General features: G+C 39.3%; 23 protein-coding genes and 1 pseudogene. 9 read left to right on the top strand and 15 right to left on the bottom strand.

Going from position 1 to position 23,593, the window contains the following annotated elements; translation table 11 throughout:
* Window positions 1-5: 5 nt before the first annotated feature.
* Window positions 6-707: a spondin domain-containing protein gene (locus tag CXF89_RS00235; protein ID WP_101163826.1), complete on the bottom strand. Its 702-nt coding sequence runs from the start codon at window positions 705-707 to the stop codon at window positions 6-8.
* Window positions 708-891: 184 nt separating this feature from the next.
* Here CXF89_RS00235 and CXF89_RS00230 point away from each other — a divergent pair, with 184 nt between their 5' ends.
* Both CXF89_RS00230 and CXF89_RS00225 read left to right on the top strand, forming a co-directional pair.
* Complete coding sequence (locus tag CXF89_RS00230) at window positions 892-1,257, top strand: DUF4870 domain-containing protein (protein WP_007580507.1); 366 nt, start codon at window positions 892-894, stop codon at window positions 1,255-1,257.
* Window positions 1,258-1,484: 227 nt separating this feature from the next.
* Window positions 1,485-1,919 (top strand): YqaA family protein, encoded by a 435-nt coding sequence (locus tag CXF89_RS00225; protein WP_010554546.1) that lies wholly within the window; start codon window positions 1,485-1,487, stop codon window positions 1,917-1,919.
* A 17-nt stretch (window positions 1,920-1,936) separates the two neighbouring features.
* Here the strand turns inward: CXF89_RS00225 and folX are convergent, their stop codons facing one another.
* From folX to ycaO, 7 genes are all read right to left on the bottom strand, one after another.
* A complete protein-coding gene (gene folX, locus CXF89_RS00220) occupies window positions 1,937-2,293 on the bottom strand; it encodes a dihydroneopterin triphosphate 2'-epimerase (protein WP_007377309.1) in 357 nt (118 codons plus the stop codon).
* A 4-nt stretch (window positions 2,294-2,297) separates the two neighbouring features.
* The gene (gene folE, locus CXF89_RS00215) at window positions 2,298-2,852 is read right to left on the bottom strand and encodes a GTP cyclohydrolase I FolE (RefSeq protein WP_002962341.1); all 555 of its coding nucleotides are present in this window, start codon (window positions 2,850-2,852) and stop codon (window positions 2,298-2,300) included.
* Window positions 2,853-2,874: 22 nt separating this feature from the next.
* A complete protein-coding gene (folM, locus tag CXF89_RS00210) occupies window positions 2,875-3,594 on the bottom strand; it encodes a dihydromonapterin reductase (protein ID WP_007580509.1) in 720 nt (239 codons plus the stop codon).
* Between the two features lie 225 nt (window positions 3,595-3,819).
* Window positions 3,820-4,650 carry an ammonia-dependent NAD(+) synthetase gene (gene nadE / locus CXF89_RS00205; RefSeq protein WP_121953458.1) on the bottom strand — a complete coding sequence of 277 codons (831 nt, stop codon included), beginning with the start codon at window positions 4,648-4,650 and terminating at the stop codon, window positions 3,820-3,822.
* A gap of 68 nt (window positions 4,651-4,718) precedes the next feature.
* Window positions 4,719-5,348, bottom strand: a complete 630-nt coding sequence (locus CXF89_RS00200) for a YceH family protein (RefSeq protein WP_007580511.1) — start codon at window positions 5,346-5,348, stop codon at window positions 4,719-4,721.
* A gap of 43 nt (window positions 5,349-5,391) precedes the next feature.
* Window positions 5,392-8,754 (bottom strand): ATP-binding protein, encoded by a 3,363-nt coding sequence (locus CXF89_RS00195; RefSeq protein ID WP_121953457.1) that lies wholly within the window; start codon window positions 8,752-8,754, stop codon window positions 5,392-5,394.
* Window positions 8,755-8,869: 115 nt separating this feature from the next.
* On the bottom strand, window positions 8,870-10,630 hold the full coding sequence (ycaO, locus tag CXF89_RS00190) for a 30S ribosomal protein S12 methylthiotransferase accessory factor YcaO (RefSeq protein WP_121953456.1): 1,761 nt from the start codon (window positions 10,628-10,630) through the stop codon (window positions 8,870-8,872).
* A gap of 156 nt (window positions 10,631-10,786) precedes the next feature.
* Here ycaO and CXF89_RS00185 point away from each other — a divergent pair, with 156 nt between their 5' ends.
* The 4 genes from CXF89_RS00185 (at window position 10,787) to CXF89_RS00170 (ending at window position 15,949) form a co-directional block, all read left to right on the top strand.
* Window positions 10,787-13,072: a penicillin acylase family protein gene (locus tag CXF89_RS00185; RefSeq protein WP_121953455.1), complete on the top strand. Its 2,286-nt coding sequence runs from the start codon at window positions 10,787-10,789 to the stop codon at window positions 13,070-13,072.
* A gap of 79 nt (window positions 13,073-13,151) precedes the next feature.
* The gene (locus tag CXF89_RS00180; protein ID WP_121953454.1) at window positions 13,152-14,000 is read left to right on the top strand and encodes an MBL fold metallo-hydrolase; all 849 of its coding nucleotides are present in this window, start codon (window positions 13,152-13,154) and stop codon (window positions 13,998-14,000) included.
* 99 nt (window positions 14,001-14,099) lie between these two features.
* Window positions 14,100-15,632: a bifunctional GNAT family N-acetyltransferase/carbon-nitrogen hydrolase family protein gene (locus tag CXF89_RS00175; protein ID WP_010554553.1), complete on the top strand. Its 1,533-nt coding sequence runs from the start codon at window positions 14,100-14,102 to the stop codon at window positions 15,630-15,632.
* Window positions 15,632-15,949 (top strand): DMT family transporter, encoded by a 318-nt coding sequence (locus CXF89_RS00170; RefSeq protein WP_007580521.1) that lies wholly within the window; start codon window positions 15,632-15,634, stop codon window positions 15,947-15,949. The genes CXF89_RS00175 and CXF89_RS00170 overlap by 1 nt, the downstream gene beginning before the upstream one ends.
* A gap of 67 nt (window positions 15,950-16,016) precedes the next feature.
* On the opposite strand, the gene CXF89_RS00165 is transcribed toward CXF89_RS00170, so the two are convergent.
* The gene (locus CXF89_RS00165; protein ID WP_180961363.1) at window positions 16,017-16,895 is read right to left on the bottom strand and encodes a DMT family transporter; all 879 of its coding nucleotides are present in this window, start codon (window positions 16,893-16,895) and stop codon (window positions 16,017-16,019) included.
* A gap of 239 nt (window positions 16,896-17,134) precedes the next feature.
* On the opposite strand from CXF89_RS00165, the gene CXF89_RS00160 reads away from it, so the two are divergent.
* The gene (locus CXF89_RS00160) at window positions 17,135-17,518 is read left to right on the top strand and encodes an MAPEG family protein (protein ID WP_010554555.1); all 384 of its coding nucleotides are present in this window, start codon (window positions 17,135-17,137) and stop codon (window positions 17,516-17,518) included.
* 73 nt (window positions 17,519-17,591) lie between these two features.
* Here the strand turns inward: CXF89_RS00160 and CXF89_RS00155 are convergent.
* The 3 genes and pseudogenes from CXF89_RS00155 to CXF89_RS00145 form a co-directional block, all read right to left on the bottom strand.
* A pseudogene (locus CXF89_RS00155) lies at window positions 17,592-18,807 on the bottom strand (TonB family protein).
* 9 nt (window positions 18,808-18,816) lie between these two features.
* Window positions 18,817-19,191, bottom strand: a complete 375-nt coding sequence (locus tag CXF89_RS00150; RefSeq protein ID WP_121953452.1) for a BlaI/MecI/CopY family transcriptional regulator — start codon at window positions 19,189-19,191, stop codon at window positions 18,817-18,819.
* A gap of 101 nt (window positions 19,192-19,292) precedes the next feature.
* A complete protein-coding gene (locus CXF89_RS00145; protein WP_024589641.1) occupies window positions 19,293-19,985 on the bottom strand; it encodes a pseudouridine synthase in 693 nt (230 codons plus the stop codon).
* Between the two features lie 90 nt (window positions 19,986-20,075).
* Here CXF89_RS00145 and CXF89_RS00140 point away from each other — a divergent pair, with 90 nt between their 5' ends.
* A complete protein-coding gene (locus CXF89_RS00140) occupies window positions 20,076-20,381 on the top strand; it encodes a DUF6482 family protein (RefSeq protein ID WP_024589642.1) in 306 nt (101 codons plus the stop codon).
* Between the two features lie 40 nt (window positions 20,382-20,421).
* Window positions 20,422-20,829, top strand: a complete 408-nt coding sequence (locus CXF89_RS00135) for a GNAT family N-acetyltransferase (protein ID WP_121953451.1) — start codon at window positions 20,422-20,424, stop codon at window positions 20,827-20,829.
* Window positions 20,830-20,839: 10 nt separating this feature from the next.
* On the opposite strand, the gene CXF89_RS00130 is transcribed toward CXF89_RS00135, so the two are convergent.
* The 3 genes from CXF89_RS00130 to CXF89_RS00120 form a co-directional block, all read right to left on the bottom strand.
* Window positions 20,840-21,196, bottom strand: coding sequence for a HopJ type III effector protein (locus tag CXF89_RS00130; protein WP_121953450.1), 357 nt, complete (start codon window positions 21,194-21,196; stop codon window positions 20,840-20,842).
* A gap of 37 nt (window positions 21,197-21,233) precedes the next feature.
* Window positions 21,234-22,535: a hypothetical protein gene (locus CXF89_RS00125; RefSeq protein ID WP_121953449.1), complete on the bottom strand. Its 1,302-nt coding sequence runs from the start codon at window positions 22,533-22,535 to the stop codon at window positions 21,234-21,236.
* Window positions 22,536-22,557: 22 nt separating this feature from the next.
* Window positions 22,558-23,593 (bottom strand): retroviral-like aspartic protease family protein (locus CXF89_RS00120; RefSeq protein WP_121953448.1); only part of this gene is annotated, 1,036 nt, incomplete at its 5' end.

Genomic DNA, 23,593 nt, shown 5'->3' with positions numbered 1-23,593 from the left:
TGCTCCTACTTAACTGTAACGGTTAATTGCGCTACTGGGTTTAACCATCTGTGTACTGTATTACTTAAATCGCTATTACCCGCTTCTAAATCGTCATCACCTAAGCTACCTGGGTGAATATGGATGCTTGTATTTGTATCACCACTTAATATACCTGTACCGCCAGTGCCAGCGTCGCCACCTGGAGCCGCAGGAATCCCCGGAGTACCTGGAGCGCCAGAGCCTTCAACTACAAGCTCATTGTTTTGTTCTGTGCCTGCATCGTAAGCATTTAAATTAATTGTGTAAGTACCCGCTTCTGTTGGGATTTTCCAGCTGTTTAAGCCTACAAAGCCATCATTAGTTGGTAGCATCATTGCAGTTAAAGATAGGTACTCGTTACCGTCAGTAGTTGTTAGTGTTGCCGTTGTAGATGCGGCTGGTGCAAGTAAACCTTCAGCTGGATTTGCAGCCATATCACTGCCCGCTGCAGCTGCTTGTGCAACTAGCTCTGCAATATTGCCGCCTTCAGCCATTGTTTGTAATGCTGTAGATGCCTCTGTTGCGACTTCAAATAGTGTGTCTTCGCTGTTGTGTGCTGTAATTAACAGTGGAGTAAAGTGAATACCCTTGGTTAGGTTAGTAACTTTTAGGTCTAATTCTGCGGCCATAGTCGATTGGCTAGCTGCCGCTAAAAGAATTGCAATTGTTAATGTAGAAGTTTTCATTATTATTCCTGTAAGTGATGATTCGAGTTAAGTATTGAATAATCGTCTCCAGAAACTCTCACAAACTTATCACTTTTTTATCACAAGATTTTACGCTGTGATTTTTAAATACAAATACGTTGGTTGATTTGTAGACATTTGTTTAGTTAAGAGGCAACATACATAAAACAAAAAGGAGAGTGTTATGGAAGAAAATCAACAGGTTGAACCAGTTAATAAAGATGACCGTATGTGGGCTATGTTATGCCATTTGAGTGCGCTTGCCGGATTTATTGTGCCGTTTGGCTCAATAATTGGGCCATTAATTGTGTGGTTAATTAAAAGAGATGAGATGCCAGTTGTTGACGTGCACGGTAAAAAGGCGCTTAACTTTCAAATAACGATGGCAATTGCATATGTAGTTTGTTTTTTACTGATGTTTGTAGCAGTAGGCTTAATATTACTACCTATAGTGGCAATTTTTGGGTTTGTAATGGTTGTAATGGCGAGTATTAAAGCTAACGAAGGTAAAGAGTTTAATTACCCGTTTAGTTTAAATTTGATAAAATAAAACCTCAGTTATTTTTATACCAATTGCATTAAATTAGTGATCTATTATAGCGATAAGAAAATAGCTCAATAACAAGGCTAAAATTATGATACATAGTTGTTCTATATAAATAATTTTTAACGTCGTTAGTGAGTTATTTAATACGCTAGAATGATCATGTTTTTAATAAAATTGGTATTATAAACCCAGCTATAGGCTGGGTTTTTACGTTTAGCCATAAGGACATTATGCTTTATCTCACGTTATTTATTAGCGCATTTATATCTGCCACATTACTGCCTAGCTCTTCTGAGGTGATAATGGTGGGGATGATTGCCCAAGGTAAAGTTAATTTATGGCTTATGTGGTGCGTAGCAACACTTGGAAATGTATTGGGAAGCTGCGTTAATTACTGGTTAGGCACGCAGGTACTGCGTTTTAAAGATAAAAAATGGTTTCCTGTATCGCAAAAAGGGCTTGATAGCGCACAAAAGCAATTTAATAAATACGGTGTATATAGTTTGTTATTTGCTTGGTTACCGGTTGTGGGAGACCCATTAACGGTGATTGGAGGCATATTTAAAGTGCGCTTTAGTATGTTTTTATTACTAGTAACACTAGGCAAAGGCGCGCGCTATTTAGCGGTTATCGCCCTTGCCGTAGGATTCGAAAAGCTTTTTTAAATAAGTTTTTTAAGGCCTTATTTAGCCCAATCAAGCGTTAACGACACTGAGTCGGCAAAACGCAGTGCATGCGGTTTATCAACACGTGCTTTAGCGTAATGAACACTTGGGTGTGAGTGACAAACCGCAAGAATTTCAGCCACTAATTTTTCGAGCAGTAAAAAGTGGCCTTGCTCTACTAAGCTAATTACTTCTTTGGTGATCACTTTATAATTAAGTGCTTGGTCAACTTCATCCGTTTTACATGCGTCATCAGCAGGGTAGTGAATCTCTAGGTTGATCACTACATCTTGCTTTTTTTCACGCTCATCGGGGTTAAAGCCAATAAACGTACGCAGGCGCAAATTAGTAACGTTAATAATTGCATTAGCCATAGGGTTAACCTTTTATAAGCTGCAAAAATTCGTTGCGTGTTTTAGGGTCGCTTCTAAAGTTACCTAACATTACTGATGTACGCATGCTTGAATTTTGCTTTTCTACACCACGCATCATCATACACATGTGTTTTGCTTCAACAATAACGCCCACACCTTTAGCGCCAGTAACTTCTTCAACTGCTTTAGCGATTTGATGCGTTAGCTGTTCTTGAATTTGAAAACGGCGTGAAAACATATCAACAATACGTGCAAATTTAGACAAGCCCAATACTTTACCGTTTGGAATATAAGCAATATGGCAACGGCCAATAAAAGGTAGTAAATGATGCTCACACATAGAGTAAAGCTCTATGTCTTGCACTAACACCATGTCGTCAGCGTCAGATGTAAATACCGCTTTATTAGTTATTTCATCAAGCGTTTGACGATATCCTTGCGTTAAATATTCCATTGCTTTTGCAGCACGTTTTGGCGTATCAAGTAAGCCTTCGCGGTTAGCATCTTCGCCTACTGCGGTGATGATTTTTTCGTAACTTTCTTTTAATTCATTGTGCATAAATATCTCAGTTTATTTATATTTACTTTAAATGACGGCCGCCATCAACAGGCAAAGAGCGCCCTGTGATGTAGTGGCTTTGTAATAGTAAATCAATGCTATTGATAATTTCTTGGCATCCGGGTTCAATGCCCATTAATGATTTTTTAAGGGTCTTAGCTCGATATTGCTCATCGTCATGTTCATTAAAAATAATGAGTGATGGAGCAACCGAGTTCACTTTTATGTTTGGCGCATATTTAGCGCTAAACGATTTAGTTAAGTTATCGAGAGCTGCTTTACTTGCTGCATAAGCTAAGTGTTTAGGGCTGCCTGTTTCAACTACATAATCAGTAAGGTGAATTATATCAGCAGGTACTTTTTCACTTTGCTGATAGTTTATAAGCAGCTCAGCGCACATTAAATTAATTAAATACGGTGTTTTGGCGTGTATACGCATCATATTATCGAACAGTACTGCAAAGTCAGGATTGTTAGCTTCGCAGTCCCAGCTTGATGCATTGTGAACAATAGCGCGCAGCGATGTTGTATGCTCTTTAAGCGTATTTATAAATGCACTTATACCGTCATCGGTACTAAAATCGGCATAAATACATACAGCGCCTAGTTGCTCTAATTTATCAACAGCGTTGTGGCGAGTACGATACGTAATAATAACAGCCTGCCCTTGGGCTATATAATGCTGAGCGAGCGCTAAACCAATACGTTGGCCTGCGCCGGTAATTAAGATGGGCGATGTCATATAAGGCAGTGTTCTCTTTGGCGGGTAACTTATACCAATATTGTTAAAACATGATCGATCTATCGCTATTTTCTTAGGGCTATAATAGATCACTAATTTAACGCAATTGGTATTATAAAATTTAAAGCGTTAATTTACTAAAATATACGCAGTTTCTTAATCTGTCGATCAAAAAAGCAATTAATCCTCAAAGGCGTTAATTGCTTTATTTTATTTACTAAAACATTAATCGTAAATTGTCGGAATTGGTTGGCGCTTATGTTGTGTACGCATGTAAATACTTACAAGCTTTTGTTCAACGTCTTTAGAAACAGATTTACCTTCTAAAAAGTCATCAATTTGCTCATAGCTCAAACCAAGTGCTTCTTCATCTGTTAAGCCTGGGCGGTCGCTTTCTAAATCAGCTGTAGGTGCTTTATCTACTAATAAAGCTGGGGCACCGAGTGCAGTAGCAAGTGCACGCACTTGGCGTTTTGATAAACCAAATAGCGGAGCTAAATCGCACGCGCCGTCACCAAATTTAGTATAAAAACCAGTAATGTTTTCAGCACTATGATCGGTACCCACTACTAAGCCTTGGCAAAAGCCAGCAATTTCGTACTGAGCAACCATACGTTGGCGTGCTTTAACATTACCTTTAATAAAATCTATCTGAGCTTGCTCAGGCAGTGCTTCACCACAGCCAACTACAGCAGCTATCGCTTGCTCATGCAGTGCATCAGCAGCCGGTTGTACGTTTACGGTCATACGTTTACTTGGCTGGATAAAATCAACCGCCATTTGCGCTTCGTCTTCATCGGCTTGTACGCCATAAGGTAAGCGCACAGCAATAAATTGGTATTTGTCAGTATCGTGTTCTTTATTTAGCTCGTTTACGGCAAGTTGACATAAGCGGCCGCAAGTTGATGAGTCAACACCACCACTAATACCCAATATTAGTGATCGTGAGTGAGCTGCTACTAAACGTGCTTTAATAAAAGCAACCCGGCGAGTTATCTCAGCATTTACATCAATAGTTGGCTGAACCTTCATTTCAGCCATAATTTCGGCGCGCATTGCCAGCTCCTTATAAAATTTAATATGTGATACGCAATAAACTTATTATGTGATTTAGTCTTAATTAATTAAAGTTTTAAATGAGCTTTTATTTTGCGAAGCTCTACTTTTAATTCTTCCACTTCTGCCAGTAAATCACTTAATTCTTTATCTTTAATTACTTCGCTTGGTAGAGCAACAAAGGCATCGGCGGGATTATTTTGTTGTTCGCCAAATAAATGAATGTATCGGCTGTCGCGTTTACCTGCTTCTCGTTCTAATTTACGGGCGTAATCGCTTTCAATCAGTTTATTGAGCGCTGTTTCTACTTCATTTACGTTATTAAAATCAGCAAGCCTAGCACTGCGAGTTCTTAATTCACCTGGGGTTTGGGCACCACGTAAAAGTAATAAACAAACAATGGCACGTTGCTGAGCAGAAAATTGCAGATTACTAAACTCAGTGTTGCAAAAGCGGTGGTCGTATTTATTTACGCGACCAGAAAGCCCTTCATCTATAGTTACCAAACGCATGTCTATTAGTTCATCAAGTGCGTTTTGCACGTCACTATCTGTAAGATTTAACACAGGATCGCGATTAGACTTTTGGTTACATGCGTTCACTAGAGCGTTTAACGATAGCGGATAATGTTCTGGCGTTGTGCTTTGTTTTTCTAGTAAGCAACCAAGAATACGTTGTTGATTTGCTGATAACTGCATAAATAATCTCAAATTAGTAAGCGTATTTTATTAGCTTACACCTTTATTGGATACCAAGCCATTGCTGGAGTTTAGGTTTTAGGGCGGCTAAATCGAGCGGCTTACTTAAATAGTCGTTCATGCCTGCTGCTAGGCATTTTTCTTTATCGCCCTGCATGGCATTGGCTGTAAGTGCAATAATAGTAATATTTTCATTACCCTTACCTGCATCGCCTTCTCTAATGGCTTTAGTGGCTTGGTAGCCATCCATTTCAGGCATTTGGCAATCCATTAAAACTAGTTTATATGGCTTACCTTGTTTTGCATTGAGTTTTACAATTGCCTCAAGCCCATTTTCAGCAATATCAAAAGTCACACCTGCTTGCTTTAATAGCGCAGAGGCAACTACTTGGTTTATTTTATTGTCTTCAACGAGCAGTAGTTGTGGCTCTGATGAATCGAGTACTGGTGCTTTAGTTAGTTTATTTTGTAGTTGTGCTTGTTGCTGCTGTTGTTCAATGTATTTATCGTTAGTGAGTGAGTCAAACAAATCAGAAGGTGTGAGTGGTTTGAAAATCATACAGTCGACTTCCATACCTACTTTAGACTCCTCAGGTGAATAACTCATTGGCGCCATAAGAACTAACTTGCAACTATGCATATTTATAAAGTTTTTAAGCGCAGTTATATGCGTTTGCGGCGCTTTTTCAAAAAAGTAGTAATCAACTAAAATAGCTTCAGGGTGGGTGGTTACATTATTTAAATAATCATCAACCTCAAGATAGTCATGTATGCAATTAACCTTTGCACCCCATACCGTGAGTTGTTTGCTGGCTGTATTTGCATTTAACGAGCACTCATCAATAATTAAAATATGTTTGTTTTTAATTAAATGACTCGGTAAATCTTGTTCTTTACTTAAGCGAGGCTGTATTTGTATTGTGAAAGAAAATGTACTTCCTTCACCTTGCATGCTGTTCACGCTTACTTCACCGTTCATCAGCTCACACAGTTGTTTTACTATGGCAAGCCCAAGCCCTGTGCCCCCAAACTGGCGTGTAGTTGAGGTATCTGCTTGTGTAAACGAATCAAATAACGACGCTTGTTTTTTAGGGTCAATACCAATGCCAGTATCAATAATCGAACATTGTAGGAACGAGCCATCCGTTGTTTCATCCACTTTGGCGGTAATAACTACTTCGCCATCAATAGTAAATTTAACGGCGTTGCCAATTAAGTTATTCAAAATTTGGCGTAAGCGGTTCGGATCACTAATTATTTCGCTAACTGTAATTTGAGTGGCATCTAAAATAAGTTTTGTATTGTTTTGCTCTACTTTTAAAGCAAACGATTCAACCACTTCTCCTAATAACCGAGGTAGGTTAAATTGCACGTTTTCAATATCGAGCTTACCGGCTTCAATTTTAGAAAAGTCTAATATGTCGTTAATTATATTAAGTAAAGATTGAGCTGATGACTGAGCAAGTTCAATATGATGCTTTTGCTGTAGGTCTAGTTGCGTTTGCTTAATTATATTAAGCATGCCTAAAACACCATTCATTGGAGTGCGAATTTCGTGACTCATACTTGCTAAAAATTCACTTTTAGCTTCAACAGCTTGTTCTGCAGTTTCTTTGGCGGCAACCAGCTTTTGTTCAGTTTCAATTCGTTGCTGGCTCGAGTGCAAGCTGCCAATTAACGCTGCAACGGCAATTAAAAAGCTTTCTTCGTTTTTAGACCAGTGGCGCTTGGATTGACATTGCTCGGCGCAAACAACGCCTATAGCACCACTTCCCGCAGGAATAATTACGCACAGCATTGATTTAATCTCGAGTGGCATTAAATACTGCTCTTTAATTGGTGCGAGTATTGGGTGTTCTAGTGCATCGGGTGCATTAAATACTGCTTGATGATCTATTGCATTAAAAAAGCCGGGGTTGTTTTTTCTTAGCCAAATAGAGTCAATTTTGTCACTAGGCGAATGTTTGCTATGTATGGCAAAGGGGCTTAGTTGAGACTTGTCTTCATTAAAAAACCAAATACTGGCACGTTTAATATCGAATGCTTGGCAGATTGCTTCAGTGATAATATCTTTCGATTGGCTAAGTTGCCCATTTAATATTAATTTATTAACGGTAAGAGAAGCTAAAATTTCGTTATGTAATGCGGTTTTATTATTTTCTAATTCAATTTTTTTACGGGTATCAATATTCTGTAGTGAGCCAAAAATGCGTGTGCATCGTCCATTCTTTCGTTCTGCTTCACCATGTACGAGTACCCAAACAGATTCACCTTCTGCATCCATTACTTCTAATTCAACTTCGTAGCTTTCACCATATTTTATGGCTCGTTCAATTAAAGGTTTAATTGTTTCTCTGCTAGTGCCTTTTTTAAAGTAGTTTAAATCTTTAGGCCATTCTGGTTGGTTATTTAATGGGTATTTAAATAGTTTTTTGGTCATATCAGACCAATACACTTGTTTAGTTTCTAAGTTAAATGACCATGCGCCTATTTGAGCTAGATCACTCATTGCTTCAAGCATTTTTTCGTTTTGTTGCTGACGATTAAGCATTTTCAAAAAGAATAAAAAGGCCCAAATTAATAATCCGCAAATAATAATAATCGATAACCGAAGTGGCCATATTGATGAAATAGGAGGGCTCCAACCGATTTTAGGTGCTACGTAAAGTTGCCAATTGCCACCTTGAAAGCTTAACGTAAACTCAAGGGGATCTTGCTCTATTATGTTTTGATCACCGTAAAAAAATTCCCCTTTGCTGCCAAGTCCATGCCTGCCTTGTAAAGCGACGTTGTACTCTTTTCCTAGCTCATAAATACCTGAATTTTCATAGACTTTGTCAATATTGAGAACAACTGAGAGTAATCCCCAAAAGCGATTCTCTGGCGGTATGTAAACAGGAACTCGGGCTATAAGTGCGATGTCACCTTGGATTAATTTTAATGGGCCAGCCATTACAATGGTATTTGTATCGCGAGCTCTAATCGCATCAGCGCGTTGGCTTTTTTCTTCTAAAAAGTTTAAACCGAGTGCTTTTTCATTACCTTTTAAGGGGTAAGTCATGCGTATTACCATATCGGGAGCGCCACCAATATTGCGAAGCTCATTTGAGGTTTCAAATAGCGGTTGAGCAATTTGTTCAAATTGTGTTTGCTGTAAATTAGGCTGCGCCGCTACGGCAACACCTAAACCTCGAACCAGTTGGATATTAGAAACTAAAATAGATTCTAATTGAGCACGATATGTACTTACTTCAGAAAGAATTTGTAGGCGGTGAGCATCTTTTACACGATTATAGTTAATACGATCAAGAACAACACCAACTAGTACAGTTAGCGTAAGCGATAACCAAAAGGTCAGCTTAAAGTTATGAACATTCGTTTTTTTGTTATTACTAGACGGTGGCATTAGCTACATCGTGGCGTTAATTTAGGCAATTTAACTATAGCTAATTTATGACATAAATGAAAACGGCGCATTAACAAATGCGCCGTTTATTTTTTATAATTAGTAGTTTAGCGAGTTACGAATCGCTAACTTCACGTGCCCAATGATTTTGCTTTGCTACGTGTAGCTTGCGGTAACCATCAAGTAGTGCCGCATGCTTTTTAAAGCCTTCAAGCGATAAACCTGGAAAAGTTAAACCGTTAAACTGCTTTTTACCTTCGGCAATTTCTATAGCCAGCGCTACATTATTAGCACCAAACATTAAGCCTAATGCATCTTGGTAATCAGCGTATTCGCGCTCGTCATCGTATTTAATTTCAAGAATCGCTTTTAAACAGCGGAAGTGGCGCATTGCATCTTCGTTTACTTGGCCCGTATGAAGTATCCAATCAACCCAATCAATGGCTTCTTCGCTGCCTGCGGCTAAGCATAGGTGCGCTTTAAGCTCACCTATACGCAGTGTGTGCCATGGTGTGTCGGCATCAGTTGCTAAGCCAATAAATTCTGCGGCGCGGATAATATCGCTATGACCGGCTTCTTCTAGGCTGTCGTAAACTTCCATCCATTGCTCTGCATCGTACTGATCAAGCGATAGGAATGCTTCGCGAAATTTTGCGCCTTCGTTGTTGTTGCGCCAAATAAGCTCATCAACAGGGTAAATGTCTGACATGCCCGGTACTAAAATACGACATGCGTATACGTTTAGGTGCGTGTAATCCATGATGTAGATATCGTGATCCATGCTGTGAATTAGGTCAGTACAGAAGTTATATTCTTGCTCTGTTGTGCCGCTAAAGTCCCAGTGTACAAATTCAAAGTCAGGTTTTGCACGGAAGAAATCATGCGAAATCAAACCGCTTGAATCAATAAAGTGCAGTTCAATGTTTTCTGGTGTTGCTACTTCATCGTTATCAAATGTTGCAGGTTGGAATACATCTAGTTGATCTAAACGACGACCTTGTAGTAACTCAGTAACTGTACGCTCAAGCGCAACTTCAAATGATGGGTGAGCACCAAAAGAAGCAAATACAGAACCATCAGTTGGGTTAATAAGCGTTACGCTCATTACTGGGTAAATCCCCCCAAGCGATGCATCGGCAATACGTAAATGAAAGCCATGGCTGCGAAGTTCTTCACACGCTTCGTGAATTAGAGGATATTGCTTAACAACGTCTTCAGGCACGATTGGTAAACAAATACCTTCGGCGATGATGCGGTTTTTAATGGCGCGTTCAAATACTTCTGATAAACCTTGTACGCGAGCTTCAAACTTCGTGTTACCTGCGCTCATACCGTTAGATACAAAAATATTACCAATAACGTTTACCGGAATGTATACGTCTTGGTTATCGCGTTGGCGAGTGTAGGGCAGGGTACAAATGCCACGATCAATATTGCCAGAGTTAAAATCAAAAAGGTGCGATGCGTTAAGTTCGCGCTCTGGGTCAAAGTAATCCCATAAGCTTTCATCCATAATACCTTGTGGTACTTCATCGCCTTCAACTTTAAACCATTTTTCGGTTGGGTAATGAGTAAACTCGCCATTGGCAAATTCTTCACCTAGATAAAAGTCTGCAAAAAAGTAGTTACAGCTTAAACGCTCAAAGTATTCACCGAGTGCTGAGGCAATAGATGCTTTGTCGGTTGCGCCTTTACCATTGGTAAACATAACACCGCAGTCACTGTCTTTTATATGAACCGAATAACAGTTAGCTACAGGGTTAAGCCAAAGCGCTTCTTCAACATTAATGTGTAGGGCTTCAAGCTTGTTTTGCATGGTAGAGATTGACGATTCTAGGTCGCGGTCTTTACCTTTGATAAATGTTTTTTCAGTCATATTGATCTCAACTAGTTCTGCACGATGTGTGGAGCTGACATTATCGTGGATTTTGATGTTTATTTCACCCTTTGCGAGCAAGAACATTATTATTTAATAAAACTGTGGTTATTATATGTCCTTAACGCTTGGTCAAAACGTGCAAAGGAAAGGTTGATGTTTAAAGTAATCAAACGCTTGTTATTATTAATTGTGATTTTAGGGCTGGCAAGTACCGCCGTTGTTTATGGTGTGCTTAGTTTAAGTTTACCTGCCCTTGATGGAAACGGACGTAGTAACGCGGTAGTAGAGCCTGTAAAAATTTCGCGCGATGCACTTGGGCAAGCAGTGATAAATGCAAATAGCCGAAACGATGCAGCCTATGGTTTAGGTTATGCGCATGGGCAAGACCGATTTTTTCAAATGGATTTACTAAGACGTAATGCCGCAGGCGAGCTAAGTGAGTTATTTGGCGAAGCCGCGTTGGGGCTCGATAAAAAGATGCGTTTTCATCAATTACGTAAACGCAGCCAAATTATTTTACAAACCTTACCTGAGACCGATAAGCAATTACTTAAAAGTTACGCTCAAGGTGTAAACGAAGGCTTAGCGCAAGTAGGGTATTCAAGCTTTGAATATTTACTAACCGGTGCACCACAAAAGCCATGGCAAAGTGAAGACAGCCTACTTGTGATATTTAGCATGTACCTTGATTTACAAAGCGCCACATTTGAGCGCGACCAAGCACTTATTCAAATTGAGCAAGCGTACACAAAGCAAATGGTTGATTTTTTAACGCAACCAAGTAAGTACCAAGCCGCACTTGATGGTAGTAAATTAGCAACTTATAACGGCGGCATACCTACTTTGCCCACTCAAACAGAGCATACAGTTAAAAGTATTGAAGCAAACCAAGAGCGCGGCAGTAATAACTGGGCAGTTACAGGAACGCTTACTAAAACAGGCGCTGGTATGGTGTCGGATGATATGCATTTATCGATGGCAGTGCCTGTAATTTGGTACAGAGCTCAGCTAAATTATACACAAAATGGAAAACCTGCTCAGGTAACCGGTGTATCGCTACCCGGAGCGCCGGCAATTGTTGTTGGCACTAACAATGATATTGCATGGGGGTTTACTAACGGCTATTTAGATACAGCCGATTGGATTGCATTAAACGATGATAGTAAAACATGGCAAGTAGATGAACCTATTGCATTACCCGATGGGGAGATCGAAAACTATTCATTAATACTCAGCGAATATGGCCCTGTAAAATACATTAACGAAAAACCTTATGCATTGAGCTGGGCTGCACATCAGCCTTACGCCGTTAATATGCAACTATTAAAGTTAGAGCAAGCCGAAACAGTAGATGATGCACTTGCTGTAGCAAGCGATGTAGGAATACCTGTGCAAAACCTAATGGTGGTAGACAGTCTTGGTAGCGCAGCGTGGAAAAATATGGGCGGTATACCGGCTCGCAAAACGCCTAGCGAACTTGGTGTAAATGCCGGTGACTACTCAGCGCTTTGGCAGCAAAATGAATTAGAACGTCCCTTTATTAAAAACCCACAAAACGGTCGATTATGGACTGGTAATTCTCGCGTGGTATCGGCTGAAGATAACGCCCGTTTTGGCAATGGTGGCTATGCACTCGGTGCACGTTCGAGCCAAATTCGCGATAGATTATTTGAAAAACAAACATTTGCAGAGAGCGACTTTTACGCACTACAGCTCGATAATCAAGCTCGCTTTTTAATGCCTTGGCATGCTTTGCTATTAAAGCAATTAAAAACAGATCAAACCAAAAATCAGCAATATATAACAGCGCTCGAAAATTGGCAGCAATGTGCGTGTTCAACCTCCATAGGGTATACCTTAGTTAAGCGCTACCGCGATGAAGTGATTAATATTTTATTTAGTAATATTGAAAGCCAATTAAATAAACAACAAGGCACACTTAAATACGTAAAACGAGATTTAGAGCCCGCAGTGTGGCAGCTTATTAACAACAAACCCGACACGTGGATAAACCCACAATTTAAAAGCTGGGATGCACAATTACACGGTGCGTTTAGCCAAACTATCACTAAACTTACAGAACAATTTGGTAATAACCTTCAAAGCTGGCAGTGGGGCAAGGTAAATGAGTTAGTGATAGAGCATCCGTTTGCAAAGCAAATGCCGTTACTTGCTAAGTTATTAAATATGCCCACAGCAGCGGGCTTTGGTGATAGTTATATGCCCGCAGTACAAGGGCGTAGTTTTGGTGCATCACAGCGTTTTATTGCGCAACCAGGGCATTTAGAACATGCGATTTTAGCTATTCCCGGTGGGCAATCGGGGCATCCTCTTTCTGAATTTTATAGAGCGGGGTTTAGTGATTACGTAGAGGGTAAACATACACCTTTATTGCCGCAAACACTTATGCATCAAATAGTCATAAGTCCTATTAAATAACGTTTAAGTGATAAGTGAGTGAGCTTAAATAGTGATAAAAACGTTCTATATTAATTACTTCATACAACAGAGAACAAAAATGAAAAAAATACTACCCGCATTAATAACAGGTTTATTACTAAGTACAGCAGCGCAAGCAGATGAAGGTCCAGTAACAGCACAAAAGCTAAGTGAGCATGTATACGTACTATTTGGGCAAGGCGGTAATATTGCAGCGAGTGTAGGTGATGATGGCATTTATATTATTGATGATCAGTTTGCCAAGTTATCAGACGACATAAAAAAAACGATTAGCGATTTAAAACCAGGCAGTGCAGAGTTTGTTATTAATACGCATCATCATGGCGACCATACCGGTGGCAACGAGAACTTTGCTAAAGCGGGTGCGCACGTTATAGCGCACGATAATGTACACAAACGTTTAGAAGAGCAGCACGGCGAAGGGTCAGACTTTTTACCGCGCATTAGTTTTGGTCACGATTTAAAACTACATTTTAATAACGAACACGCCCATGTAGTGCATTACGAACATGCACACACCGATGGCGACTCCGTTATCTTTTTTAGTAACGACAACATAGTGCATATGGGCGACATTTACTTTAATTTTGGCAGCTTACCGTTTGTTGATGTAGATAGCGGCGGTAGCGTTGATGGTATTTTAGCGGCAGTAGACGATGTAGTTAAACAAATTGACGACAACACTAAAGTAATACCAGGACACGGTAAGGTAAGTGACCGTTCAGGACTTATAGCGTATGGTAAGCTAGTTCAAAACGCGAAAGACGTAATGCTAAAAGCAATGCAAAATAATGCAAGCTTAGAGCAAGTACTTAAAGCCGATCCATTGGCAGAACTTGGTCTTGAATACGCAGGCTGGTTACCAAAAGAGAAAGTAACCACACTTTTTTATCGCAGTTTAAAGTAGTACATCTAAAGTAAAAAACATGATACAAAGCTGAGTGTATTCTTGATTTAATCGAGCATACATTCGGCTTTTATTTTCTTATGCCTAAAGGAGTTGTGTATGTCGGCAGAAAAAACCCATCTTGAAATTTGTAACTTAACCAGAGAGCAATATCCGCAAATTAAAACCTTGATGGATCAAGCGTATCCCGACTTAGGTGGTGCGTGGCCAAGTCATACCATTTTTAGATTAATAGACCAATTTCCTGAAGGGCAAATAGGTATTGTAGATGACGGTGTGCTGGTGGGCTTAGCATTAAGTGTACAAGTTGATTACACACGTTTTTCAAACCCGCATACGTACGAAGACATTGCAGATGGTCACGACCGTGTATTTAGCGATACCGATGGCGATGCGCTATATGGCTTAGATGTTGCCATTAGCGAAACTCACAGAGGCATGCGCTTAGGTCGTCGCCTTTATGATGCCCGTAAAGAACTGTGCCGCCAATATAACCTACGCGCTATTTTAGCGGGTGGTCGTATTCCACGTTATTACAATCACAGTAGTGAAATGACGCCAATGGAATACATTGCAAAAGTAGATCAGAGAGAGCTATACGATCCTATTTTAAGCTTTCAGTTATCTAACGATTTTCAGGTAAAGCGTTTACTTAAAAAGTACCTACCGGAGGATCAAGAGTCAGTTGGTTACGCCACTTTGCTTGAGTGGAATAACATTATGTATGAACCAACCGACACGGTACTCGAGTCAACTAAATCAATTGTGCGCGTAGGTGCTGTGCAATGGCAAATGCGTTGTGTTGAATCGGTTGAAGAAATGCTAAAGCAGGTTGAATACTTTGTAGATACCGTATCTGACTACAAAAGTGACTTTATACTATTCCCTGAATTTTTTAACGCGCCATTAATGGGCTTAGGAAATCAAAGCAACCAAACTGAAGCGATTCGTTATTTAGCGGAATATACCGAAACGTTTAAAAACGCGATGTCGCGTATGGCAATAGAATACAACGCCAATATTATTACCGGCTCTATGCCGCTTGCCGAAGACGATAAAATTTATAACGTGAGTTATTTATGCCACCGCAGCGGTAAAATAGACGAGCAACGTAAAATACATATTACCCCGCATGAACAAAACGATTGGGTTATTCAAGGCGGCGACAAAATTGCTGTATTTGAAACCGATGCTGGGCGTGTAGGTATTCAAATTTGTTATGACGTAGAGTTTCCTGAGCTTTCACGCATATTAGCAAAACAAGGGTTAGATATTTTGTTTGTCCCATTTTGGACCGACACTAAAAACAGCTACTTACGTGTGCGCCATTGTGCACAAGCGCGTGCAATAGAAAACGAATGTTATGTGGTTATTGCAGGCTCGGTAGGTAACTTACCACAAGTAGAAAGCCTTGATGTGCAGTACTCACAATCGGCTGTGTTAACACCATCGGACTTTTCGTTCCCGCACGATGCAACACTTAACGAAGCAACACCTAATACAGAAATGCTGTTATTTAGTGACCTTGATATGGATAAGCTTAAAATCCTTCATAGCGAAGGTACAGTGCGTAACTTAAAAGATCGCCGCGAAGATTTATATGAAGTTATATTGAAAAAGAGAGATGTTTAATGGCGTGGATTTATTTGGTTATTGCCGGTTTACTTGAAATTGGCTGGCCGATAGGTTTAAAAATCTCACAAAACTCAGATACTCGCTGGCAAGGCATCGCAATAGCGGTGGCATTTTTAGTCGCTAGTGGCTTTATGTTGTGGCTTGCTCAAAGGCAAATATCAATGGGCACCTCATACGCCGTGTGGACAGGTATTGGCGCTGCAGGTACGTTTTTAGTCGGTATATTGTTTTATAACGATGCAGCTACGTTTGGTCGTATTGCGGGAGTATTAATGATTATTAGCGGTGTGATAACACTTAAAATAAGCTCTTAATTGGTAATTTGAATAAACGCTTAATTATGAATAGCGCAGGTATAAAAGCCTGCGCTTTTTTATGCTTTTAACTTGGCAACATGACTAAAACAGCGGCAATGGCTATGAGTATTAAGCCTGCAGTATCTTGTTTTTTAAGTGGCTGCTTTAACCAAAGTACGGCAATTAGCATGGTAAAAAATACTTCAACCTGTCCAAGTGTTTTAACGTAAGCAACGTGCTGTAAGCTCATTGCACTAAACCAGCCAATAGAGCCGACACAACTAAAAACACTAATAGCGGCTGTAGTGCCTTTGTATTGCCACAGTTTACTGAGCGTTTTTGGCTCTTTTAGTAATAAATAGCCCAGTAGTATTAGCGTTTGTAAGCTAATTACAAACAGCAAAACCCAAGCGGCTGAGTGTGGGAATAATAATCCTGAGTTTAAGCTCGCTTCACGTACCCACAGTGATGTAAGTGCAAAGCAAGTACCACAAGCAAGTCCTAGTAATGCCGTTTTAGCATTAAAGTGTTTAACGCTTGTTATGCCGCTGAGTAGCAATACGGCAATAGCGCCAAAAAACACACCAAGCCAACCGAGTAAAGAAAGTGCCGAGCCAAAAAATAATACACCTAAAATAGCAGCCACTAACGCCTCGCTTTTGGCAAGACCAGCACCTACGGCGTAATTATTCATTTTAAATAACTTAACCATTAAACCAGTGGCAAGTATTTGCATCACACTTGCGCCTACAATAAATCTCCAAAAGGCATTATTAAACGTAGGCATGGCTGTATTTTGATATTGATAAAGGCCATATAAATACACGGCAGCAATAGGGCCTGCAATAATAAAGCGAGAGAGGGTTACGCCAGCCACACTCACATCGTTACTTAATTTACTTTGCAAGGCATTACGCCATGCTTGCATAAAGGCGGCTAAAAAAGTGAAAAATATCCAGGTCATGGTCGTCATCGTTAAAATGTAAGGCAGTAAAGTTAACAAGCTTTGTGAAGTAAAGCGATGCATTAACTATGATGTTGAATATTCATCATCTGCGACATTATGTCGCATGGGTTTGAGGATATATTTAGCTATAGTAAGCCTGATGTTATTGTTAGCCGCCAGCGTTTGTCATAAAACGTATCTGGCGGCTTTTTTATTGCGCTTATGCTAAATTATCCGAAACATCAAAAGGATAAATTATGACAACATTAGTTGTATGTGCATTACTTGCGGTATTAATGCCTTACTTTGCAAAAGTGCCGGTTGCTATAGCAATGGCAAAATTAGGTCGATACGACAATAAACATCCAAGGGCGCAACAAAAAAAATTAACCGGCTTTGGTGCACGGGCGCTCGCTGCTCATCAAAACTGTTTTGAATCGCTCGCTGTTTTTGCTGTCGCTATTGCAGTTGTACTGGGCACTAACTCTGTAGGTGCAGTAACCGAAATGCTAGCTGTTACGCATATTGTGTCGCGTATTTTGTATTGCGTATTTTACTATATGAACCTAGATATAATTCGCTCATTAGTGTGGTTTATTGGTTTGGGTACAGCCATTGCCATGATTGTGGTGAGTTTGTAACTTTATAGCGTAAAACCACAAAGCAAGCAGCCTAAAAGGGCGCTTGCTTTGTAGTCTTGAACAACTCGAGGTGTTAATGCGATACTTTAATTCGCTCTATTAAATCGGTAGGCGCCACTTCACTATTAATCGCAAAATCTAGTTGCACAAGTACATCTTCAAAACCTGAATCTGATGCTTTATATTTCCATTTTGCTAGCGCCTCTTTCGCTGATTTATCAAAAACATCTTTAGGTTTAGATTGAATAACACTAATGTTTTTTGTTTTTTGTTTTACCGTTTGCTGCAATATCGTATTTTAATACAACAGAGCCGCTGATCCCTTGTTGAGCTGCTTGTATTGGGTAAGCAGGTTCAATGCGTATTGTTGGTGAAATGTGATCCTCTTTAGTCATTGCTTCTGGTTGCTTTGCAATTGCTAAGCCACTTAGCATGCTTGCGGCTACAAGTAATAAGCCACCTTTAGCAAACTTTGAACGCTCCCCGTTGTGTTTTATATTAGTAAGTCGTTGTAACATGGTTTTTTTATCTCCGTAGTGTGAATAAGCCATAAGTCCTGTGGGCGCATTTGCCGCGCAGTTTATTAAGGCTTTGCTATATAAAATATGTTGTTGTGTGGTTTTATTGCTAAGTACCCGTTCATCACAAGTCAGCTCTTGTAGTCGGCGCATGCTTGCGTAACAAAACCAAGCTAGTGGGTTAAACCAAAGTAAAATAGTAGGTAGTAATATAAGTGCGTTTGTTAGGTTGTCTTTGCGTTTTATGTGTACGTTTTCGTGCTCTAAAATAAGCGCTAATGTGGCTTTATCAAACTGGGTATTGTAGTTACTCGGTAACACCAGCTTGCTGTTTAAAATACTCACCACCATTGGCGTTGCCACATATTGACTGGTGTAGGTTTTAACACTAGTGGCAAGAGTGCCTTCAAATTGGGTTAACTCAGTTAACTGCAGGCTTTTAACAAAACGGGTATGCGTAATAAAGCTAGCTATTAATAACCCTGCGGTAATAAGTACATACATGAGCGCCCAGCTAATACCCATTTCATGTGTAAAAGGCTGGTTAGGGGTGATTAAGTAATGGCTAATATTGCTATTTTGCAGTGGTTTAATCGCATTTGGTAAATTAGCAATAACCAATGCTGCAGGTAATAGCCATGCTAATTTATATACAAACCGCGAGCCAAGGGCTTTTAAACCAAATCGCTCGAGTAAAATAAATCCACAAAACAAAATGCTTAATAGTAATTGCTGCTCAATCAACCAATTAAAACTAGTTTGAATAACCATGTTAATCCCTTACTTTTGGTTTTTTTCCCAGTCATCTATAACTTTTTTAAGCTCGTTTATATCTTGCTGAGAAAGCTGCTCCGATTTAGCAAAGCCGCTTACAAGTGGCGCAATACGTCCACTAAAAAAGCGCTCAATAAAGTTTTGGCTTTCTTTTAAGGTGTAGTCGGCGCGCTCCATACACGGCATATAAATATACTGACGACCTTCTTTTTCAAATGTAAGTGCGCCTTTTTTTACTAGTCGACCTAGTAGGGTTTTAATGGTTTTTTCGTGCCATTGCTTATCGTCGCTTAAGCGCTCAATTATTTGGCTCGCGGTGGCGGGGTAGTTAATCCAAAGTACGTCGAGCACGTCAAACTCTGCTTTTGATAACTCAATCATGCTATTGCCTACAAATGTAATCTTTAATTAAAGACTACACCTGTAATCTGTAATTGCAAGTTTATTTTTAACTTTTTGAGATGTAATTAAGTGACTTGGTATTAGATTTTTGAAATATCGTTTTTATTAATTTGTATATATTGGTTTTCAGGTAGGTTTAGTTTTGAAAGGGTGAGGTCACTAAATTGCACTCTAAATAAATCAATTACTTTATATCCGCAGTAATGCGCCATTTTACGTATTTGTCTGTTTAGCCCTTGTTTTAAAACAATACTAAACTGATTGCTGGCTATTTTATTTACTTCACAAGGCAGGGTTATGTGTTTATCAACGGGTACGCCTGCTGCCATTTTTTTACAAAAAGCATCGTCTAAAGGCTTATTTACGGTGACTAAATAATGTTTAGGCTGGTGGAAGTCAGGATGTATTAGTTGATTACAAAAATCCCCATCGTTGGTCAAAATAAGCAAACCGCGAGAGTCTTTATCTAATCGACCAATAGGGTAAACGCGGGTGAGTGTGGGCAAATGGTGAATAAGGCTGGCTGGGTCATCAATATTTAATTTGCAGTCAATACCTACTGGTTTGTGGTACGCAAAATAAACTAAATCGGCAGCACCTTTAATTTCTTTTTCATTCACTATTACAATGTCTTGCTCATCAACGTGATCTATATGATTCGCTGGGCGATTATTTACAGTCACAACACCTTCATCAATTAAACGCGATGCCTGTTTACGAGAACAAATACCTGCATGGGCAATATATTTAGCGAGTCGGATTTTTGTGCTCATAACGTGTGATGCCAGCGGCTAATAAAAATTTGATCGCGATTATAGCAAAGCTGCGTATCGATACTGTTAAATTTAATTAAGGCAAAAATTATGGGTATTAAATTTTCACAGTTAAAAAAGCACGAGCCGCTACAAAAAGTCATTGTTCACTCGTTAGATATGGCGCTTTATCAAGTATCAGTAATGATTAATAACGTTGAATACTATGTAACAGAAGACAGCGGTGAGTTTTTAAGAGCGCTAAGCCCACTGCATGTTCAAAAGCGTTTTGACAAAATAGCGTATGCCGAAATGGTACTGCGCCAAACAAGCGCTTACGACGAAATGTGCGGTCAGCCAGAAAAAACCGGTAGCAATATGCTTGAAGTACCTTACGGTAAAAATAATCTTTATTGATTGAGCTAATTTGCTAGTATCTGCTTTTTAAGGGCGATAAATGTATCAATTAAAAGTAGATAATACCGATGCGTTAAACTCAGCGCTTCGCGCACAAATGGTTGAATTTAACGCCCAGCATTTTGATGCGCAAAGAGTGCCATTAGGCTATAAATTTACTGATGAGCAAGGCGAGCTTGTTGCCGGTATTAGTGGGTGTGTGTTTGGAAATTGGCTGATGATTAGTTGGCTTTGGTGTAGCGATAGTGCACGAGGTAAAGGGCTTGCAGATAAATTGCTAACGGCACTTGAGCAAGCTGCTATTGAGCTAGGAGTAACAACTGCTCAGCTTGATACACTTGATTTTCAAGCAAAACCTTTTTACGAAAAGCGCGGTTATAGTGTTAAGTATCAACTTAATAATTACCCACGCTCAGGTACGCGTTACTTTATGGAAAAGCCACTTTAATTTTTGCTGGCTATTTTTCTTTTAATGGCTCGCCTTCAAAGGTAATACCTAAAAAAGGTGTTGCCTCTGGTGCTAACATAAAAGTGCGAATATTTAGGTGATCATCGCCTTTTGGGTTTTGCAGCACGTCTTCTCGGTAAAACTTACCAAAGCAATCTAACGTATTTTGTTTACTTAAATCGTTTAATTTAGCAAACGCAAAAATTTTACATGAGCCGTTGTTCTCACTCGCAGCGCTAAGTAATCCATGGTTATTAAAGCCACATGCAGTAAAGTCGTAATTTGCTTCAATCACCGCCATTGTATCGGTAAATTGAATGCTTTTTGGGTTGTCCGCAAGTTGCTGTAAAAAATAGTTTAATAACATGTTTGTCCTTTTCTAACAGAAAATTCAAAGAGGAAAATTAATAGTCGTTACTTGTAAGCTCTGCACTTAAAAGCTTTCCGTCATAAATATAAAAATAACCATCCCAGTGTTGAGAAGTAAATTCTGCTGAGTCAAAAAACTCATCGTAATTGCCCAACTTAGCAAGGCTTGCAACAGGGTCGTTGTATTTTACGCCTGATAAACTCCACTGTGTACTTTGATTAATATAGCCAGCTAATGCGGCGAGCTTAATTTTAGCGGTTGAAAAGGGCTCCACAAGTTTTAATTTAGAAATGTAGCCGTTGACTTCATATATAAACTCATAACAAGGAGTAATGATTATATTGTCATGATCTTCATTAACCACTTTAAGCGTTTTACTATTTTTATGAGTTTTTAAGTATTCATCGGCCAACATTGTGCCGTTATAGCATTGAGTGGTGCTCTCTATATGTTCAACTAGTTCACCGTGCGATATACCAACGACTCTTTGCTCTGATTTTTTAATGGATACTTTATAAGATGCGGTTTCCACTTCATCAAAACTGTTTTTTAATTTATTGAGTGTTGGTTGGGTTAAATCAGTATTTAACGAAATAGCCTGATCTTTTCCGGTGCTTATTTGTAGTTTTTCATTTGCCAGAGAAAGCTCATTATTTATCACCATAGGTAGCAGCGTTTCATGGAACTGATAACCTATAAATACATCGTTTTTAAAGTGAAAAGCATGATTTCTTCCATATACAAGTATTGCATTATTTTTATCGCTTAGCGATAAACTGGCAAGTCCGAGAGACGCTAATACCTGCTCATAGCTATTGCCAAGTTGAAGTCCAAAAAAGTTAGTTGGGGTGATGAGAGGGTTTTTAAATTGAGTAAACTTAGGGGAACTGTTTATGTCTAAAGTGACTTCAATTGCATTTCCCTCAATGGTATTTGATAAACTGCGCTTGTGCATTCCTGAAATAAATAGCTCGCTAGTCATAGCGACTTGCTGATTGCAGTTTCTTGAGGGGGTTAGCTTTACAAGGTAGTGTAATTTTTTTTTGGATCTGCTTATTGTAGGGGGTTCAGCAGAATGGGTGCTTTGCGAAGTAAAACGTTCCTCTACATATAGTTGCTCATGCAGTTGATTGTACTGTTCGCTATACTTATTAAGAGCTTTTTGTCTAAGGTTTTGTCTTTTTCTTTGATGATTATCTAAATCTCTAAGTGTGGTACTAAGGTTTATTTCTATTTCGGGTGAAATAGCCTCACAACGTGTATCTTTTAAAAAGTAACTTGTTGCATGAGCGCTAAATTGCCAGAAAAAAAGTAGTGAAAATAGAATGGTACGCATAAACTTCCTTTTTTATTTTTGTTTATTTAGCACTCAACTTTAACTCATCTGTTTGTTGATTTATATTAAATTTAAATCGCGATAAAAAATTCATCCCTAGCAAACCTTGTCCGCGTGTGTTTTCAATGCTCAACACTTCAAAACCATAAATAATTTGCGAGCCCACTTTAAACGATTCAATTTGATAACGCTTTACAACAATTTGACCATTCGCTGTATTTACCGTTACATCGCCTAAATATAAAGGCTGTGGTGAAATTTGCTCAATTATACTTGTAGGTAGTGAGGTTACGCTTGCGCCTGTATCAATCATTAATTCGGTCGATAGATTATTATTTATTTCGGTGTTTATTAAGTAATGCGCGCCGTAAGGCGTTAAGGCAACGAAGTCGTCTTGCGATTGTGCTTTATTGATCATAGCTTGCAGTGTTTGCACTTGGCTTTTTAGATTGTGCTGGTTTGGCATTCGATCAAGGGTTGCTTGTGCACTAATTAAATCGCCTTGCTGAAAGTAGGCGTACGCAAGCGGATATAAAAACTGCGCGTTATCGCTTTTATAATCAAGCCAAATTTGTGTTTGCTCAATAATAGCTTGCCAATTTTGTTGCTCAGTTAATGTGTGTAATTCGTTTTGAGTGAGCGTATTTAAGCGTGTATTTACGTTGTTTTGCTGATCAGCAGGTAGTAATGAATTCAGCTCAAATAAAGCAATAATGGCGTTTTGTGTTTGCTCACTATTTATTAAATACTCAACCTGTAAATTAAGTAATTCTACGTTATAAGGGCTGTTATTTAATAGCGCATTGAGAAATGATTCGCTGAGTAATAAATTGCTATTTAGCCATGTTTTAAGCTGTATCAGCCACGATGAATAAAGTTTTTTTGCACTTTCTGGATTGCTGTTTTTGAGTTGTTGATAGCTACTAAGTGCGGCTTCAAATTGGTGTTGTTTAAATTGCTGCTTTGCCGTATTTAGTAACGTATCTTGTTGTTTAGGCGATATGCTTTGCTGGGCACTTTGCGTTTTTTGTGGTGTAGTTAACGCAGGCTGCGGCCAT

This window comes from Pseudoalteromonas sp. MelDa3, assembly GCF_002863625.1.
Classification (GTDB): Bacteria; Pseudomonadota; Gammaproteobacteria; order Enterobacterales; family Alteromonadaceae; genus Pseudoalteromonas; species Pseudoalteromonas arctica.
This window is presented reverse-complemented; position numbering and strand designations above follow the sequence as displayed.

Bases quoted from the DNA above. Each gene is read 5' to 3' on its own strand.
- CXF89_RS00235 (WP_101163826.1), bottom strand. From the start codon at position 707: ATGAAAACTTCTACATTAACAATTGCAATTCTTTTAGCGGCAGCTAGC.
- CXF89_RS00230 (WP_007580507.1), top strand. From the start codon at position 892: ATGGAAGAAAATCAACAGGTTGAACCAGTTAATAAAGATGACCGTATG.
- CXF89_RS00225 (WP_010554546.1), top strand. From the start codon at position 1,485: ATGCTTTATCTCACGTTATTTATTAGCGCATTTATATCTGCCACATTA.
- folX (WP_007377309.1), bottom strand. From the start codon at position 2,293: ATGGCTAATGCAATTATTAACGTTACTAATTTGCGCCTGCGTACGTTT.
- folE (WP_002962341.1), bottom strand. From the start codon at position 2,852: ATGCACAATGAATTAAAAGAAAGTTACGAAAAAATCATCACCGCAGTA.
- folM (WP_007580509.1), bottom strand. From the start codon at position 3,594: ATGACATCGCCCATCTTAATTACCGGCGCAGGCCAACGTATTGGTTTA.
- nadE (WP_121953458.1), bottom strand. From the start codon at position 4,650: ATGCGCGCCGAAATTATGGCTGAAATGAAGGTTCAGCCAACTATTGAT.
- CXF89_RS00200 (WP_007580511.1), bottom strand. From the start codon at position 5,348: ATGCAGTTATCAGCAAATCAACAACGTATTCTTGGTTGCTTACTAGAA.
- CXF89_RS00195 (WP_121953457.1), bottom strand. From the start codon at position 8,754: ATGCCACCGTCTAGTAATAACAAAAAAACGAATGTTCATAACTTTAAG.
- ycaO (WP_121953456.1), bottom strand. From the start codon at position 10,630: ATGACTGAAAAAACATTTATCAAAGGTAAAGACCGCGACCTAGAATCG.
- CXF89_RS00185 (WP_121953455.1), top strand. From the start codon at position 10,787: ATGTTTAAAGTAATCAAACGCTTGTTATTATTAATTGTGATTTTAGGG.
- CXF89_RS00180 (WP_121953454.1), top strand. From the start codon at position 13,152: ATGAAAAAAATACTACCCGCATTAATAACAGGTTTATTACTAAGTACA.
- CXF89_RS00175 (WP_010554553.1), top strand. From the start codon at position 14,100: ATGTCGGCAGAAAAAACCCATCTTGAAATTTGTAACTTAACCAGAGAG.
- CXF89_RS00170 (WP_007580521.1), top strand. From the start codon at position 15,632: ATGGCGTGGATTTATTTGGTTATTGCCGGTTTACTTGAAATTGGCTGG.
- CXF89_RS00165 (WP_180961363.1), bottom strand. From the start codon at position 16,895: ATGACCTGGATATTTTTCACTTTTTTAGCCGCCTTTATGCAAGCATGG.
- CXF89_RS00160 (WP_010554555.1), top strand. From the start codon at position 17,135: ATGACAACATTAGTTGTATGTGCATTACTTGCGGTATTAATGCCTTAC.
- CXF89_RS00150 (WP_121953452.1), bottom strand. From the start codon at position 19,191: ATGATTGAGTTATCAAAAGCAGAGTTTGACGTGCTCGACGTACTTTGG.
- CXF89_RS00145 (WP_024589641.1), bottom strand. From the start codon at position 19,985: ATGAGCACAAAAATCCGACTCGCTAAATATATTGCCCATGCAGGTATT.
- CXF89_RS00140 (WP_024589642.1), top strand. From the start codon at position 20,076: ATGGGTATTAAATTTTCACAGTTAAAAAAGCACGAGCCGCTACAAAAA.
- CXF89_RS00135 (WP_121953451.1), top strand. From the start codon at position 20,422: ATGTATCAATTAAAAGTAGATAATACCGATGCGTTAAACTCAGCGCTT.
- CXF89_RS00130 (WP_121953450.1), bottom strand. From the start codon at position 21,196: ATGTTATTAAACTATTTTTTACAGCAACTTGCGGACAACCCAAAAAGC.
- CXF89_RS00125 (WP_121953449.1), bottom strand. From the start codon at position 22,535: ATGCGTACCATTCTATTTTCACTACTTTTTTTCTGGCAATTTAGCGCT.